Source organism: Variovorax sp. P4_D9, from assembly GCF_056401695.1.
On the sequence record NZ_JBFUIU010000165.1, the window covers coordinates 1 to 14,082 of the forward strand.

Here is a 14,082-nt window from a genome sequence, read left to right on the forward strand (position 1 = left end):
GCGCCGCAATGCATCGACGCCCTGGACGTCGAGGGCGAAGCGCTGATCGAGCGCACCGGCCCGGCTGGCCGCGTCGCCCCCGGCCCCTGTGTTGGCTGCGGAAATCGCCATGCCCGAGCTCAGATGATCTCGAGCTCGGCGCGCAGTGCGCCGGCCGACTTCATGGCTTGCAGGATCGACACCAGGTCCTGCGGATTGGCGCCCAGGGTGTTGAGGCCCTTGACCACGTCGGCCAGCGAGGCGCCACCACGGATCATCTGCAGTGCGCCGCCAGGCTGGTTGATCGAGATCTCAGAGGTCGCCGAGGTCACCGTCCGGCCGTTCGAGAACGGGCCGGGCTGGCTCACCAGCGGCTCGGTGTTGATGACCACCGACAGGCTGCCGTGCGCCACCGCGCAGTCGTTCACGCGGACCGCCTGGTTCATCACCACCGAACCGGTACGCGCATTGATCACGACCTTCGCCACCGCCTGCGTCGGCGTGACTTCCAGGCCTTCGAGCAGGGCCAGGAAGCCGACCCGGGCCTGCGGCGACTCGGGGGCGCGCACCCGGATCACGCGGGCATCGACCGCTTCGGCGATGCCGCCGCCGAACTGCCGGTTGATCGCCTCGACCGCCCGCTGGGCGGTTCCGAAGTCCGAGCGCATGAGTTCGAGCGTGAAGGCGCCGTCGCCGCCGACCGAGGACTCGACCACGCGCTCGACCGTGGCGCCGCCCGGAATGCGGCCCGCGCTGAGCTGGTTGATTTGCACCTTGCTGCCATTGGCCGAGGCACCGACGCCGCCGACCACCATGTTGCCCTGCGCGATCGCATATACCGCGCCGTCGACCCCCTTGAGCGGCGTCATCAGCAGCGTGCCGCCGCGCAGACTCTTGGCGTTGCCCATCGACGACACGGTGACATCGATGCTCTGCCCCGGCCGCGCGAACGACGGCAGCTGGGCCGTGACCATCACGGCCGCGACGTTCTTGAGCTGCATGTTCACGCCCTGCGGGATCGTGATGCCGAGCTGCTGCAGCATGTTGTTCAGGCTCTGCGTCGTGAACGGTGTCTGCATGGTCTGGTCGCCGGTGCCGTCCAGGCCCACCATCAGGCCATAGCCGATCAGCGGGTTGTCGCGCATGCCCTGGATGCTGGCGAGTTCCTTCAGGCGCTCGGCCTTGGCCGGCAGGCAGGCCGCGAACGTGCACAGGGCCAGGAGGACCAGGCCGGCATGCCGCATGCGCGCGGAGAGGAGTTCGGATAGGTGGGTCATGGTCAGAACGGCATCACGTTCAGGAAAATTCTTTGCATCCAGCCCATCGTCTGGGCCTCGTCGATGTAGCCCTTGGCCGTGTATTCGATGCGCGCATCGGCCACCTGGGTCGACAGCACGGTGTTGTTGCCGGTCACGGTGCGCGGGTTCACCACGCCCGAGAATCGGATGAACTCGGTGCCCTGGTTGATGCCCATCTGCTTCTCGCCGCTGACCAGCAGGTTGCCGTTGCCGAGCACGTCCACCACCGTGACCGTGATCACGCCCGTGAAGGTGTTGGCCGCGTTGGCACCGCCCTTGGCGGTCAGCGCGTTGGTGCCGTTCATCTTGGCGTCCTGGCCGGTCAGCAGGCCACTGAGAAACTTCGGGATGGCGGCGAAGGCGATGCTGGCGCTGCCGTCGCGGCTTGCGTTGGCACCCGAGTTCTTGGTCGCGTTGAGCTTCTCGCTGATGACGATGGTCAGGATGTCGCCGACATTGCGCGGCCGGCGGTCCTCGAACAGCGCGACGCTGCGATTGGTCTCCTGGAAGATCGAGCCGCTGGCTGCACGCACCGGCGAGATCGGCTGCAGCTCGGCACGCGCCGTCATCGGCTGGTGCACCAGCGGGTCGCGCGGGATCTGCGCGCAGCCCGTGGCCAGCACGACGCCGAACCCGGCCAGAAGAAGACGCGTGTGACCGATCACAACTGTGCCAGCCTTTGCAGCATCTGGTCGGAACTCTGGACCGCCTTGCTGTTGATCTCGTAGGCGCGCTGCGTCGCGATCATGTTGACCAGTTCCTCGACCACGTTGACGTTCGACGCCTCGGTGTAGCCCTGGCTCAGGATGCCGGCGCCGTCGAGGCCCGGGTTCACGAGATTCGGCGCACCGGACGAATCGGTTTCGTTGTAGAGGTTCTCGCCCTTGCTCTCGAGGCCGGCCGGATTCAGGAAGGTGGCCAATTGCAATTGACCGACCTGCACCGTGGCCGTGCTGCCGGCCTGGGTGACCGTGACGATGCCGTCGCGGCCGACGGTCATGCTGGTCGCGTTCTGCGGGATCGTGATCGCCGGCTGGATCGTGAAGCCGCTGGCGGTCACCAGCTGGCCGTCGCGGTCGGTCTGGAACGAGCCGTCGCGGGTGTAGGAGGTGGTGCCGTCGGGCATCAGCACCTGGAAGAAGCCCGAGCCGTTGATCGCGACGTCCTTCGGGTTGTCGGTCTTGGTCATGTTGCCCTGCGCATGGATGCGTTCGGTCGCGACCACGTGGACGCCGGTGCCGACCTGCAGGCCGGAAGGCAGGCGCGTCTGGTCGGAGGTCTGGCCGCCGACCTGGCGCAGGTTCTGGTACATCAGGTCCTCGAACACCGCGCGGCTGCGCTTGAAGCCGGTTGTGCCGACGTTGGCCAGGTTGTTGGACACGACGTCGAGCTGCGTCTGCTGGGCTTCGAGGCCGGTCTTGGCCACGTAGAGGGAACGAATCATTGAACTACTCCTGCGAGGGGGTTTGCGGCTCAGCCGTAGGCCAGCAGCTTGTTGGCCGACTGCGCATTGGTGTCGGCGGTCTGGATCGACTTCATCTGCATCTCGAAGCTGCGGCCGTTGGCGATCATGGCCACCATGGCCTCGACCGGATTGACGTTGCTGCCCTCGACCATGCCCGCGGCGACGACGACGCTGTCGTCGGCCTGGGCCGGCGGCAGCCCATCGCGCATGCGGAACAAGCCGTCGTCGCCGCGCACCAGGTCGGCGTTGCTCGGGTTGACCAGCTTCATGCGGCCGACCTCGGGCACGCCCGTGGCGGGGTCACCGGCGCCGCGGGCCGTGATCGTGCCGTCGGAGGCGATCGTCACGGTCGAGCCGGGCGGGATCACCAGCGGCCCGCCGTCTCCCATCACGGGCCGTGCGCCCATCGTCATCACCTGCCCATCGGCACCGACCTGCAGGTTGCCGACCCGGGTGTAGGCCTCGCCGCCGCCCGGTACCTGCACCACCAGCCAGCCTTCGCCACGCACCGCGACGTCGAGGTCGCGGCCGGTCTCGGTCAGCGGACCGTGGCGGAAGTCGGCGCCCGGCGTGGTCGCGGCGACGAAGGCGCGCGTCGGCGCCTCGTCGCCGACCACCGGCACGGCGCGAAAGCTGTTGATCTGCGCCCGGAAGCCCGGGGTCGAGACGTTCGCCATGTTGTTGGCGACCGAGCCCTGCTGCTCCATGGCCTGCTTGGCGCCGCTCATGGCGACATACACCATTCGATCCACTGTGTGCTCCTGCTGTTGAGGGACTGCGACGGTCGGGAACCCCGCTTCAGCGGATGTTCATCAGCGTCTGCATGACCTGGTCCTGGGTCTTGACGGTCTGCGCATTGGCCTGGTAGTTGCGCTGCGCGACGATCAGGTTGACCAGCTCCGCGGTCAGGTCGACGTTGGAGGCTTCGAGCGCGCCCGCGGCCAGCGAGCCCTGCTTGGTGCCTTCGCCCGGCGTGCTGGTCAGGGCCGAGCCCGAGCCCTGTGTCTCGGCGTACATGTTGTCGCCCTTCGGCTCGAGCCCGTTCGGGTTCGCGAAGGAGGACAGCACGACCTGGCCCATCAGCTTCGACTGCTCGTTGGAGAACTTGCCGGTGATGGTGCCGTCGGGATTGATCGAGAACGAGGTCAGCACGCCCGAGGTGTAGCCGTCCTGGCTCAGCTTGCTCATGCCGTTGGCGGTGCCGAACTGCGTCGTGCCGCTGAGGTCGACATTGATGTTGACCGGCGACGAGCCGTTGGCGAAGTTCAGCGCCGGCAGCGTGATCGCGCCGCCCGCGGGCGCCGTGAGGTTGCCGTTGGTGTCGAAGGTCATGTTGRCCAACGGGACCGCGCCGATCGGCGCGCCGTCGGCCGTGCCGTAGACGCTCCAGGCATTGGCGCCGGTCTTCACGAAGTAGACCGACAGGTCATGCGCATTGCCGAGCGAGTCGTAGATCGGGCCGGCGGCGTTGGAATAGTTGAAGGTGGCCGAATCGGTGGCGTCGAACGGCGTCTTGGTCGGCACCGTGTTGCGCGCATCGAGATTGAACTCGGCGTCGACGCTGGTGGTTGCGTTCGGCGTCATGGCCTGGGTCGGGATCTGGATCGCCGACGGCGTGCCGCCGTTGATGCCGCCGCTGGCATTGACGCCGTAGCCGGTCAGGCGCAGGCCGCCGGAATTGACGATGAAGCCGTCCTTGTCCTTGGTGAACTGGCCGTTGCGCGTGTACATGACTTCGCCGCTAGTGCTGGTCATGCGGAAGAAGCCGTCGCCGCTGAGGATCGCGACGTCGAGTGGACGGCTGCTGGTCTGCGTCACGCCCTGCGTGAAGTTCTGCACCACGCCGGACACCGAGGCGCCGAGCCCGATCCGCGAACCCGCATAGATGTCCTGGAAGGTCGCGGCCGCCGACTTGAAGCCGATGGTGCCGGAGTTGGCGATGTTGTTGCCGATCACATCGAGGTTCGCGGCGGCCACGCCGAGCCCACTGACGCCCTGGGAAAAGCTCATGATGAATCCTTGGTTCGAAGCATTGAAGAGAAGGACTGCAGCCGGGAGGCCGCCGCCGGATGAAAGCGCGCGACGCTCCTCAGAGGAACATCCGCACGTCGGACAGCGCGATGCTCTGGCCCGAAGCCAATTCGAGGGTGACGCCGCCGGTGCCCTGCTTGACTGCCGCGACCTGCGCGAAGGTCAGTGCCGTGGCTTCCACGGCGGTGCCGCCGTTGCTCGCGGCCACGGTGAACTTGTAGCTGCCCGCCGGCACCACGTTGCCGGCGTCGTCCTTGCCGTCCCAGGTGACGGCGTTCACGCCTTCGGTCATGGCGCCGGCCTCGATCGTGCGCACGGTCTTGCCCGACGCATCAACGATCTTGATCTCGACGTCGGCGGCCGTGCCCGGCAACTGCACCGCGAAGGCCTGCGCCGCAGGGTCCATGCCCGCCTCCGGATCCTTGGTGGCCAGCGTGTTGCCGGGCGACAGCACGTTGTAGCCAATCAGCGAGGCCGCCTGCAGCACCTGGTTGGAGCCGGTCTGGCTCACCAGGCCCGACAGCGTGCTGTTGAGCTTCTCGATGCCGCTCACCGTGCTCATCTGCGCCAGCTGAGAGGTCAGCTCGGCGTTCTCCATCGGATTGAGCGGGTCCTGGTTGTTGAGCTGCGTCACCAGCAGCTTCAGGAAGCGCTGCTCGCTGTCGCCATTGGCGACGCCGGCGGTGCTGGCCGCTGCGCTGGCCGCGTTGGCGCCGGAAATCGAAGAGGTGTCGGTGATCGCCATGGATGCTTTCTCGGGTGTTGTTACTGGCCGATAGTCAATGTCTTGATCATCAGCGTCTTGGCGGTGTTGAGGACCTCGACATTGGCCTGGTAGCTGCGCGAGGCCGAGATCATGTTGGTCATCTCCTCGACCACGTTGACGTTGGGCATCGCGACATAGCCGTCGGCATTGGCGTGCGGATTCTTGGGGTCGAAGACCAGCTTGGCGGGCGCGGAGTCCTCGATCACGCCGGCGACGCTGACGCCGCCGATGTCCTGCCCACCCGTGCCCGCGACCTCGAACATCACCTGCCTGGCGCGGTAGGGCTGGCCATCGGGGCCGGCCGCGCTTTCGGCATTGGCGAGATTGCTCGCGGTCACGTTCATGCGCTGGGACTGCGCGGCCATGGCGGATCCCGCCACGTTGAAGATGTTCATGGAAGCACTGGGAAGCGGCATGGCGTTCTTTCTTGTTGCTGCCGCTTACTGCTGCACGGCCGACAGCAGCGACTTGATCTTGGCGTTGATCACCGTCAGGTTCGACTCATAGCGCAGCGCGTTGTCGGCGAAGTTGATGCGCTCGGCGTCCATCTCGACCGTGTTGCCGTCGATGCTCGACTGGCTCGGCACCCGATAGAGCAGGTCCTGGTCGGGCATCGACTTCGACTCGCCGGCCAGGTGGCGCGAGGAGGTCGTGGCGAGCGCGAAGGACTGCGACTGCCGGCCCTGCTCCATCGCCTGGGTCAGCCGGCTGGCGAAATCGAAATCACGCGCCTTGTAGTTCGGCGTGTCGGCGTGGGCGATGTTGGCGGCCAGGACTTCCTGGCGCTGGGCCCGGAGGTTGAGGGCTTCGCGGTTGAAGGCAAGTGCCGCATCGAGCTTGTCGATCATGGGGTTCCATCGGTTGGCGTCGCGTCCGCACAAGACGGCATGGCGACAGATGGAAAGCGAGTCTATGGATCCATCGCGTTTGCAATGGGCGGAACAAAGGGGCATTTCGCCAGCACTTCGCCACTTCGCCTCGACCGGTCCGTTCCTAGAATGACCCGGCGCCGGTGCGCTTCCCTCCTGTATCCCACCCGCGCTTCCCGAGGCACTCCTTATGCAACACCGTCCCTCCCGGACCCGCTTCCTGCACATCGCGCTGCCCGCCCTGATGGCCGTGGCGGGCGCCTCCCCCACCGCGGCGGCGTCGCTGCCCGAGGGCGCACGGACGGCGATCGAGGACCTGCTGCAGAAGCAGACCGCTGGACTGCCCGGCAAGGTCAGCTTCAGCACCCAGGCCGCCGGCACGTTGCCGCCCTGCGGTGACTTCGAGGCCTTCCTGCCGCATGGCACCGCACCCCGGGGCCGCATCTCGATCGGCCTGCGCTGCCGGGGCGACAAGCCCTGGACCCGTTTCGTACCGGCCCAGGTCGCGGTCGAAGGCCGCTATTTCGTCGCCGCGCGTGCGATCGAGGCCGGACAGACCCTGGGCGCCGCCGATGTGACCGAGCGCAGCGGCGATCTCGGCGACCTGCCGCGCTCGGTGGTCACCGAGGCCTCGGCGCTGCAGGGCGTGGTGGCCACCAACCGGATCGCCGCCGGCGCCCCGCTGCGCAAGGAAACGATGCGCGGCGTGGTCGTGATCCAGCAGGGCCAGACCGTGCAGCTGGTCGCCCAGGGGGCCGGATTCACGATCAGCACCGAAGGCAAGGCCATGACCCGCGCCGAGGCCGGCGCCAGCGTGCAGGCCAAGACCCGCGACGGCCGCCTGCTCACCGGCGTGGCGACCGGAAGCGGCCAGATCCAACTCGCCCAATAATTCGACACACTTCCGCCTAAAGTTCTTGCTGCGTCCGCCGATATACGGGTCAGCCCTTTGAGGAACCATCYTGAAAATCGATCCATCCGGCCCCTCGGCCACGCCCCTCAGCCGTCCGACCAAGGCGGGAGCTGCCGCGACCAGCGGCGTCGATGGCGCTGCGGCGCCCGCCACGGACGGAGTGCAAGCCATGGGACAAGTCCGAACCATGCCCAGCGCGCCCGGCGGCAGCGACTTCGACGCTGCCCGCGTCGCGGCGATCCGCGAGGACATCCGCGCCGGTCGCTATCAGGTCCACCCCGAGCGCATCGCCAGCGGCCTTCTGGCCAGCGTGCGCGACCTGCTCGATCCGGAACCGAAGCCATGAACACCATGCTGCTCTACCTGCACGCGGAGAAGACCTGCATCGAGGAGTTCCTCTCCGTTCTCGACCAGGAAGAACAGGCCATGAGGGACGCCCGCTTCGGCGAACTGGGGGCGATCACCGACCAGAAGGTCGCTCTGCTGGACCGCATGGCAACGCTCGACCGCCAGCGCGAGACGGCGCAGGTGGCACTGGGATTCGAGCCCGGCCAGGTCGGCGCCGAAGCCGCGGCGGCCGCCGCCGGCGAGGCGACGAGCCAGGCCTGGACGGCCCTGCTTGAACTGGCCGAAGAGGCCAAGGCACGAAACCTGCACAATGGCTCGATGGTCCACACGCACCTCGATTTCACGCAGCGCGCGTTGCACTTCCTGCAATCGAGCGTGCTGCTGATCTACGGCCCGGACGGGATCCGCAAGACCGCCCGCAGCGGCAACCGCCTGGCCCTAGGTTGAAATGGATCGGCGCCTGCGGCCGCCGATTCATTTGTTGGGGTTCAGCAGGGCCTTCTCGCCGGTCGCGTGGCGGGAATAGACCGCGATCCGTTCCAGGCTCAGYGCCTCGACCAGCGACAGTTCCGCGGTGTAGTGGCTCGCAAAGGTGGTCTTCAGCTCGGCCRCCACGCGTGCCTTGAGATTGGCCACGCCCTCGGGCCCGATCTTCTGCAGGAACGGGAACAGCAGCCATCCCCCCATGCCCCAGGTCATGCCGAAGCCACGCGCGAACTCGGTCGGCCCGCGGTCGAGACCGCCGTAGATGTAGACCTGCTTGTGGGTGCTGGAGCCGTAGCGGCTGTATTCGGTGGCCGTCTTGTTGAGCGCGGCTTCCATGCAGGTCAGGATCTGGCCCGCCAGCTTGCCGCCGCCGATGGCGTCGAAGGCCAGGGTGGCGCCGGTGGCGACCAGCGCATCGGTCAGGTCCTGCATGAAGGTGGGCGACTCGGTGTTGCAGACGTACCTGGCGCCGAGGCCACGCAGGATGGCCTCCTGCTCCTTCTTGCGCACGATGTTCACGAGGTCGATGCCGTCCTTGAGGCAGATCTGGTTCAGCATCTGGCCCAGGTTGGACGCCGCGGCGGTGTGCACCAGCGCCTTGTGGCCCTCGCGCCGCAGGGTCTCGACCATGCCGAGTGCGGTCAGCGGGTTGACGAAGGCCGACGCGCCTTCGACCGCCGTCGTGCCCTCGGGCAGCGCCATGCACTGGGCGGCGGCGATGCAGCGGTACTGCGTGTACATCGCGCCGCCGAGTGCCGCCACGGTCTTGCCGAGAAGCGCCTGCGCCTCGGGCGCGGCGCCGGCCGCCACGACCACGCCGGCGCCTTCGTTGCCGACCTGCATCGACTGGTCGAGGCGACCGGCCATGCTTTTCATCGCGGCCTCAGGCACGCCGGCGGTGATGACCGGCCTCGACGCCGTGCCCGATGCCTTGGCGGTGCGCAGGTCGGCGCCGCCGAACAGCAGTCCGAGGTCCGACGGATTCATCGGCGCGGCCTCGACCCGCACGATCACCTCATGGGCGGCCGGCTGGGGGATCGCCTCCTCGGCCAGCGACAAGGTCAGTTCGCCGCTGCTGCTGACGAGCGAGCGAATTTGCAGGGTGGTGGCGGGCAGTGTCATGGGGGTCTCCGGGTCTGGGCCGGCCAGTATAGGAGCGGCGATTCAGGCGTGCTCGGCACGCCGACCATTTCTGGGGCGATGCAAGACTCAAGGCGCCAGATCTGCAGCCCCTGCATCCGGGTAGGCCAGCACGCGATCGATCCGCTTGCCCTCGAGCGCCGCCACCTCGAAGCACCAGCCCGCGCAGTCGATGCGCTCGCCGACTTCGGGCAGGCGGCCCGAGACGAACATTAGCAGCCCGGCCACGGTGTTGTAGCGCCCGCGATCTTCGTCGGGCAGCTCGCGGATCCCCAGGCGCGCGCGCAGCTCCGAGACCGGCATCAGGCCGTCGAGCTCCCAGACGCCGTCGGGCCGTTCGCGGGCCCAGGCCTCGGCGTGCGTGGCCACCTGCAGCTCACCGGTAATCGCCTCCAGCAGGTCGCGCGGGGTCATCAGGCCCTGCACCACGCCGTATTCGTCGACCACGAAGACCAGCCGGCCGGCGTGCGAGCGGAACTGCTCGAGCAGTTCCATGCCGGTCAGCGTCTCAGGCACGAAGACCGCGGGCTGGGCCGAGGGCTCGATGGGGCCCTCGTGCGCTGGGCCAAGCCGCAGCAGGTGCGCGACGCTGATCACCCCGACCACGTCGTCGAGCGAGTTGCGACACACCGGGTACCAGGAATGCACCAGGTTCAGCGCGCCGGCCGCGGACACCTTCTGCAGGCACTCCGCCACGGTCCAGGAGGCCTCTAGCCACTCGATGTCGGCCCGGGGAATCATCAGCGAGGACAGCCGCCGGTCGTCGAGGTGGAACACGTTGCGCACCATCTGGTGCTCGTGCATCTCGATCACGCCGGCATCGACGCCTTCTTCGAGACTGGCCGAGATCTCTTCTTCCGTCACAACCCGAGCCGCGTTCGAATCGATGCGCAGCAATTTCAACGTGGTGGCCGTGGCACCCGACAGCAGCAGCACGAAGGGCTTGGCCCCGGTGGCCAGGCCGCGCATCGGCCGGGCCACGAAGCGGGCCACCGGTTCGGGGTAGAGCTGGCCGATTCGCTTCGGCACCAGCTCACCGAAGAGGATCGTGAAGAAGGTGATGCAGCTCACCACCACCGCGGTCGAAGCGACGCTGGCGGTGCCGACGCCGATGCCCATGTGGCGCATCCAACCCGCGAGCGGTTCGGCGAAAGCGGCCTCGCCCACGATGCCGCTGAGCATGCCGATCGAGGTGATGCCGATCTGCACGCTGGACAGGAACTGCGTCGGATCCTCCATCAGCTTGAGCGCCGCGGCGGCACCCGCATCACCGGTCTCCGCCAGCGCCGCGAGGCGGGCACGGCGGCTCGTGGACAGGGCCATTTCGGACATCGCGAACAACGCGTTGAGCGTGGTCAGCAAGGCCAGGAGGAGAACATCCATGAACGCGGGAGAGAATGGGGACCATGGCACTTTACTTGATCGGTGACGTGCAGGGCTGCGACGATCCCCTGCGGCGCCTGCTGGACGACATCGCTTTTTCTCCCAGCCGCGACTCGCTGGTGCTGCTCGGCGACCTGGTCAATCGCGGGCCGGCATCGCTCGAGGTGCTGCGCCGCGTGCAGCGCTATGGCGCAGCGGCCCAGAGCCTGCTCGGCAACCACGACCTGCACCTGCTGGGCGTCGCCCATGGCGCACGCAAGGCGAGCCGCAAGGACACGCTACAAGCCGTGCTCGAGGCCCCCGACCGCGCCGCACTGCTCGACTGGCTGCGCCACCGGCCGCTGGCGCTGCATCGGCGCGTCGGCGACGGCGATCTGCTGATGGTGCATGCCGGCGTGCTGCCGCAATGGAGCGTCCAGGACACCCTGACGGTCGCGGCCGAGCTCGAATCGGTGCTCCGCGGGCCGTCGCTGGCCGACTTCCTGCAGACCATGTACGGCAACGAGCCGGTGCAATGGAGTGATGCCCTCTCGGGCAGTGCGCGTCTGCGCGTGATCGTCAATGCGCTAACTCGGATGCGCTTCTGCACCGCCGATGGCGAGATGGAGTTCGACAGCAAGGATGGCGCGGCCACCGCACCGGCGGGCTTCATGCCCTGGTTCGAGGTGCCCGGCCGGCGGTCGGCGACCGCGACCGTGGCCTTCGGCCACTGGTCGACGCTGGGCTGGCTCTCGCAGCCCGACCTGCTGTCGACCGACACCGGCTGCATCTGGGGCCGCAGCCTCAGCGCGGTGCGCATCGGCGCCACGCTGCAGGATCGGGAGCTGATCCAGGTCCGCTGCCCGCAAGCCCAGAAGCCCGCTGCTCAGCGGATCAACTGGTTTCGGTAGCTTTGAACAGCGCAGGCACCTTGCGCTTTGACTTGATGTTGGCCGAGATGCCACGCAAGGGGGCGGCCTTGGCGGCAGCCTCCCAGGCCGGCGCCGCCTCGCGCTCGGCCGGCGCCTCGTAGGGCTGCTCGAAGAAGGGATCGCGCGGCGCCGAGGGTGCCCGGTGCGGACGCGTGCTGCGCACCGGCCGGCTGTCGCTGCGCTCGCGCTGACGGTCCAGGGTGTCGAGCACGTCGCGCGCGTCGCCGGCCTCGCCCTCTTCGCGCCAATGGCGGCGGCCGTCGTTGATGCGGCCGCGCGGAAGGTCTTCCTCGAACTCGACCGGCTCGAGCTCGATCTTCATCTTGATCAGTTTCTCGATGTCGGCCACCAGCCGGACGTCGTTGCCGCCGCTGGCGAAGCTCACGGCCAGGCCCGAGGCGCCAGCGCGGCCGGTGCGGCCGATGCGGTGCACGTAGTCCTCGGCGTTGAACGGGATGTCGAAATTGAACACCGCCGGCACGTCCTTGATGTCCAAGCCGCGGGCGGCGACGTCGGTCGCCACCAGCAGGTCGACCTCGCCGGCCTTGAAGGCGGCCAGCGCCTTCAGGCGCTCATCCTGGCTCTTGTCGCCATGCAGCGCGGTGGTGTTGAGGCCCTCGCGCTCGAGCGACCGCGCCAGCCGGGCGCAGCCCAGCTTGCTGTTGACGAAGACGAAGGCCTGGGTGAGGCCGCGCTGGCGGATGATCTGCTTCAGGGCACGGCGCTTGTCGTCGTCGCTGACGCTGTAGAAGCGCTGCTCGACCGTGGAGGCGGTCTCGTTCGGCCGCGCCACCTCGATCGTCACCGGGTTCTGCAGGTAGCTGCCCGCCAGCCGTTTGATTTCGGGCGAGAAGGTGGCCGAGAACAACAGCGTCGTACGCTGCTTCGGCAAATACGACAGGATCCGCTGAAGATCGGGCAGGAAGCCGATGTCGAGCATGCGGTCGGCCTCGTCGAGCACCACGTACTCGACCTGGTTCAGCACCGCGTTCTTGGCCTCGATATGGTCGAGCAGCCGCCCAGGCGTGGCGACCAGCACCTCGACGCCCTTCTTGAGCTCGAGGGTCTGGGGCTTCATGTCGATGCCGCCGAACACCACGGCGCTGCGCAGGTTGGTGTACTTGGCGTAGAGCTTGACCTGCTGCGCGACCTGGTCGGCCAGTTCCCGCGTAGGCAGCAGCACCAGCGCCCGCACCGGATGGCGGGCCGGCGAGGTCGAGCTGTTCTCGTGCTTGAGCATGCGCTGCAGCAGCGGCAGCGAGAAAGCCGCCGTCTTGCCGGTGCCGGTTTGCGCCGCACCCATCACGTCCTGACCCGACAGAACCACCGGAATGGCCTGTTCCTGGATCGGCGTCATGGTTTCGTAGCCCATTTCGGCTACGGCGCGCGCGAGGGGTTCAGCCAGGGAAAGATTGGAGAAGGAGCTTGTCATGAAGCCCTCTATTGTCGCACTGCCGCAAAAAACAAGCTTGACAAGCCTCAGGAGGCTTCGTAACAGGTTGCGGAAATGCCCCTCGCTAGAGGGATTTGGAAGCGAAAGTGTCGCAATCCTGCATGTTTCCGGACTTGTAGCCGGCACCGAACCAGCGCTGGCGCTGGGCGCTCGTGCCATGGGTGAAGCTGTCGGGCACGATGGCGCGGCCGGCGGAGCGCTGCAGGGCATCGTCGCCGATCTTCTGGGCTGCGTTCATGGCGGCCTCGATGTCGCCCGGATCCAGCCACTGCTTCGACTCCTGCGAGTGGTGGGCCCAGACGCCCGCCAAGCAGTCGGCCTGGAGTTCGACGCGCACGCTGAGTGCATTGTTCTGCGCCTGGCTGAGCCGTCCGCGCATCTGGTCGACCTTGCCCGTGATGCCGAGTTCGTCCTGCACGTGGTGGCCGATCTCGTGCGCGATCACGTAGGCCTTGGCGAACACGCCGGGTGCGCCAAGCTGGTTCTGGAGGGTGTCGAAGAAGCCCAGGTCGATGTAGACCTTCTGGTCGCCCGGGCAATAGAAGGGCCCCATGGCCGACTGGCCGGTGCCGCAGGCGGTCGGCGTCGCGCCGCGGAACAGCACCAGCCGCGACGGCGTATAGCTGCCGCCGTTCTGGCGGAAGATATCCCTCCAGACCACCTCGGTGTTCTTCAGCACGGTCGAGACGAAAGCCGCTTCGCGGTCACCGGGCGGCGGCTTGTGGGCCGGCCCCTGCTGCTGCACCTGCGGTGCCGGCTCGCCGCCCCCGGCCAGCATTCCGAGCATCGTCAGCGGGTTGATGCCGAAGATCCAGCCGGCGATCAAGGCCACCGCCACGGTGCCGATGCCGACGCTGCGCCCGCCGATGGGCAGGCCGCCAAAGCCGCCGCCGCTGCGGCGATCCTCGACGTTGTCCGATTGTTCGTTACCTTCCCATCTCATCGCATACTCCTCGCCACCTTGCCGACGGCCGTCGCAGAATGGTACGCGCTCAACGCGAGACCACGTAGCCAACGTTCATCGCGCCGCGGCCCGGGGC

At 67.7% G+C, this 14,082-nt stretch carries 16 protein-coding genes; 4 read left to right on the plus strand and 12 right to left on the minus strand.

The window, feature by feature from the left end:
• Positions 1–119: 119 nt before the first annotated feature.
• From AC1DY5_RS18860 to flgB, 8 genes are all read right to left on the minus strand, one after another.
• Positions 120–1,223 (minus strand): flagellar basal body P-ring protein FlgI, encoded by a 1,104-nt coding sequence (locus tag AC1DY5_RS18860; protein ID WP_478113760.1) that lies wholly within the window; start codon positions 1,221–1,223, stop codon positions 120–122.
• Between the two features lie 35 nt (positions 1,224–1,258).
• Complete coding sequence (locus tag AC1DY5_RS18865) at positions 1,259–1,942, minus strand: flagellar basal body L-ring protein FlgH (protein WP_478113738.1); 684 nt, start codon at positions 1,940–1,942, stop codon at positions 1,259–1,261.
• On the minus strand, positions 1,939–2,721 hold the full coding sequence (gene flgG / locus AC1DY5_RS18870; protein WP_478113739.1) for a flagellar basal-body rod protein FlgG: 783 nt from the start codon (positions 2,719–2,721) through the stop codon (positions 1,939–1,941). Before flgG ends, AC1DY5_RS18865 begins: the two co-directional genes overlap by 4 nt.
• 29 nt (positions 2,722–2,750) lie before the next feature.
• Complete coding sequence (locus tag AC1DY5_RS18875; RefSeq protein WP_478113740.1) at positions 2,751–3,494, minus strand: flagellar basal body rod protein FlgF; 744 nt, start codon at positions 3,492–3,494, stop codon at positions 2,751–2,753.
• Positions 3,495–3,540: 46 nt separating this feature from the next.
• The gene (gene flgE, locus AC1DY5_RS18880) at positions 3,541–4,752 is read right to left on the minus strand and encodes a flagellar hook protein FlgE (protein ID WP_478113741.1); all 1,212 of its coding nucleotides are present in this window, start codon (positions 4,750–4,752) and stop codon (positions 3,541–3,543) included.
• 79 nt (positions 4,753–4,831) lie between these two features.
• A complete protein-coding gene (locus AC1DY5_RS18885) occupies positions 4,832–5,518 on the minus strand; it encodes a flagellar hook assembly protein FlgD (RefSeq protein ID WP_478113743.1) in 687 nt (228 codons plus the stop codon).
• Positions 5,519–5,538: 20 nt separating this feature from the next.
• Positions 5,539–5,934, minus strand: a complete 396-nt coding sequence (flgC, locus tag AC1DY5_RS18890) for a flagellar basal body rod protein FlgC (protein ID WP_478113762.1) — start codon at positions 5,932–5,934, stop codon at positions 5,539–5,541.
• 45 nt (positions 5,935–5,979) lie between these two features.
• Positions 5,980–6,387 carry a flagellar basal body rod protein FlgB gene (flgB, locus tag AC1DY5_RS18895; RefSeq protein WP_478113745.1) on the minus strand — a complete coding sequence of 136 codons (408 nt, stop codon included), beginning with the start codon at positions 6,385–6,387 and terminating at the stop codon, positions 5,980–5,982.
• A gap of 211 nt (positions 6,388–6,598) precedes the next feature.
• On the opposite strand from flgB, the gene flgA reads away from it, so the two are divergent.
• The 3 genes from flgA (at position 6,599) to AC1DY5_RS18910 (ending at position 8,116) form a co-directional block, all read left to right on the plus strand.
• Positions 6,599–7,300 (plus strand): flagellar basal body P-ring formation chaperone FlgA, encoded by a 702-nt coding sequence (gene flgA / locus AC1DY5_RS18900; RefSeq protein WP_478113747.1) that lies wholly within the window; start codon positions 6,599–6,601, stop codon positions 7,298–7,300.
• Positions 7,301–7,376: 76 nt separating this feature from the next.
• Positions 7,377–7,667, plus strand: a complete 291-nt coding sequence (flgM, locus tag AC1DY5_RS18905) for a flagellar biosynthesis anti-sigma factor FlgM (RefSeq protein ID WP_478113764.1) — start codon at positions 7,377–7,379, stop codon at positions 7,665–7,667.
• 5 nt (positions 7,668–7,672) lie between these two features.
• The gene (locus tag AC1DY5_RS18910) at positions 7,673–8,116 is read left to right on the plus strand and encodes a flagella synthesis protein FlgN (RefSeq protein WP_478113749.1); all 444 of its coding nucleotides are present in this window, start codon (positions 7,673–7,675) and stop codon (positions 8,114–8,116) included.
• A 27-nt stretch (positions 8,117–8,143) separates the two neighbouring features.
• Here AC1DY5_RS18910 and AC1DY5_RS18915 read toward each other — a convergent pair whose 3' ends face one another.
• Both AC1DY5_RS18915 and AC1DY5_RS18920 read right to left on the minus strand, forming a co-directional pair.
• Positions 8,144–9,277 carry a zinc-binding dehydrogenase gene (locus AC1DY5_RS18915; RefSeq protein WP_478113750.1) on the minus strand — a complete coding sequence of 378 codons (1,134 nt, stop codon included), beginning with the start codon at positions 9,275–9,277 and terminating at the stop codon, positions 8,144–8,146.
• An 87-nt stretch (positions 9,278–9,364) separates the two neighbouring features.
• Positions 9,365–10,678 (minus strand): hemolysin family protein, encoded by a 1,314-nt coding sequence (locus AC1DY5_RS18920; protein WP_478113752.1) that lies wholly within the window; start codon positions 10,676–10,678, stop codon positions 9,365–9,367.
• 23 nt (positions 10,679–10,701) lie between these two features.
• Here AC1DY5_RS18920 and AC1DY5_RS18925 point away from each other — a divergent pair, with 23 nt between their 5' ends.
• Positions 10,702–11,568 carry a symmetrical bis(5'-nucleosyl)-tetraphosphatase gene (locus AC1DY5_RS18925; RefSeq protein ID WP_478113754.1) on the plus strand — a complete coding sequence of 289 codons (867 nt, stop codon included), beginning with the start codon at positions 10,702–10,704 and terminating at the stop codon, positions 11,566–11,568.
• Here AC1DY5_RS18925 and AC1DY5_RS18930 read toward each other — a convergent pair.
• Positions 11,552–13,021, minus strand: a complete 1,470-nt coding sequence (locus tag AC1DY5_RS18930) for a DEAD/DEAH box helicase (RefSeq protein WP_478113756.1) — start codon at positions 13,019–13,021, stop codon at positions 11,552–11,554. The genes AC1DY5_RS18925 and AC1DY5_RS18930 overlap by 17 nt on opposite strands.
• Positions 13,022–13,106: 85 nt before the next feature.
• Positions 13,107–13,985, minus strand: a complete 879-nt coding sequence (gene ypfJ / locus AC1DY5_RS18935) for a KPN_02809 family neutral zinc metallopeptidase (RefSeq protein ID WP_478113758.1) — start codon at positions 13,983–13,985, stop codon at positions 13,107–13,109.
• Positions 13,986–14,082 lie beyond the last annotated feature (97 nt).

Excerpts from the sequence above, each read along its gene's own strand:
- ypfJ (WP_478113758.1), bottom strand. The coding sequence starts at position 13,985 with ATGAGATGGGAAGGTAACGAACAATCGGACAACGTCGAGGATCGCCGC.
- flgC (WP_478113762.1), bottom strand. The coding sequence starts at position 5,934 with ATGAACATCTTCAACGTGGCGGGATCCGCCATGGCCGCGCAGTCCCAG.
- AC1DY5_RS18930 (WP_478113756.1), bottom strand. The coding sequence starts at position 13,021 with ATGACAAGCTCCTTCTCCAATCTTTCCCTGGCTGAACCCCTCGCGCGC.
- AC1DY5_RS18925 (WP_478113754.1), top strand. The coding sequence starts at position 10,702 with ATGGCACTTTACTTGATCGGTGACGTGCAGGGCTGCGACGATCCCCTG.
- AC1DY5_RS18860 (WP_478113760.1), bottom strand. The coding sequence starts at position 1,223 with ATGCGGCATGCCGGCCTGGTCCTCCTGGCCCTGTGCACGTTCGCGGCC.
- AC1DY5_RS18920 (WP_478113752.1), bottom strand. The coding sequence starts at position 10,678 with ATGGATGTTCTCCTCCTGGCCTTGCTGACCACGCTCAACGCGTTGTTC.
- AC1DY5_RS18885 (WP_478113743.1), bottom strand. The coding sequence starts at position 5,518 with ATGGCGATCACCGACACCTCTTCGATTTCCGGCGCCAACGCGGCCAGC.
- AC1DY5_RS18910 (WP_478113749.1), top strand. The coding sequence starts at position 7,673 with ATGCTGCTCTACCTGCACGCGGAGAAGACCTGCATCGAGGAGTTCCTC.
- flgA (WP_478113747.1), top strand. The coding sequence starts at position 6,599 with ATGCAACACCGTCCCTCCCGGACCCGCTTCCTGCACATCGCGCTGCCC.
- flgG (WP_478113739.1), bottom strand. The coding sequence starts at position 2,721 with ATGATTCGTTCCCTCTACGTGGCCAAGACCGGCCTCGAAGCCCAGCAG.
- flgB (WP_478113745.1), bottom strand. The coding sequence starts at position 6,387 with ATGATCGACAAGCTCGATGCGGCACTTGCCTTCAACCGCGAAGCCCTC.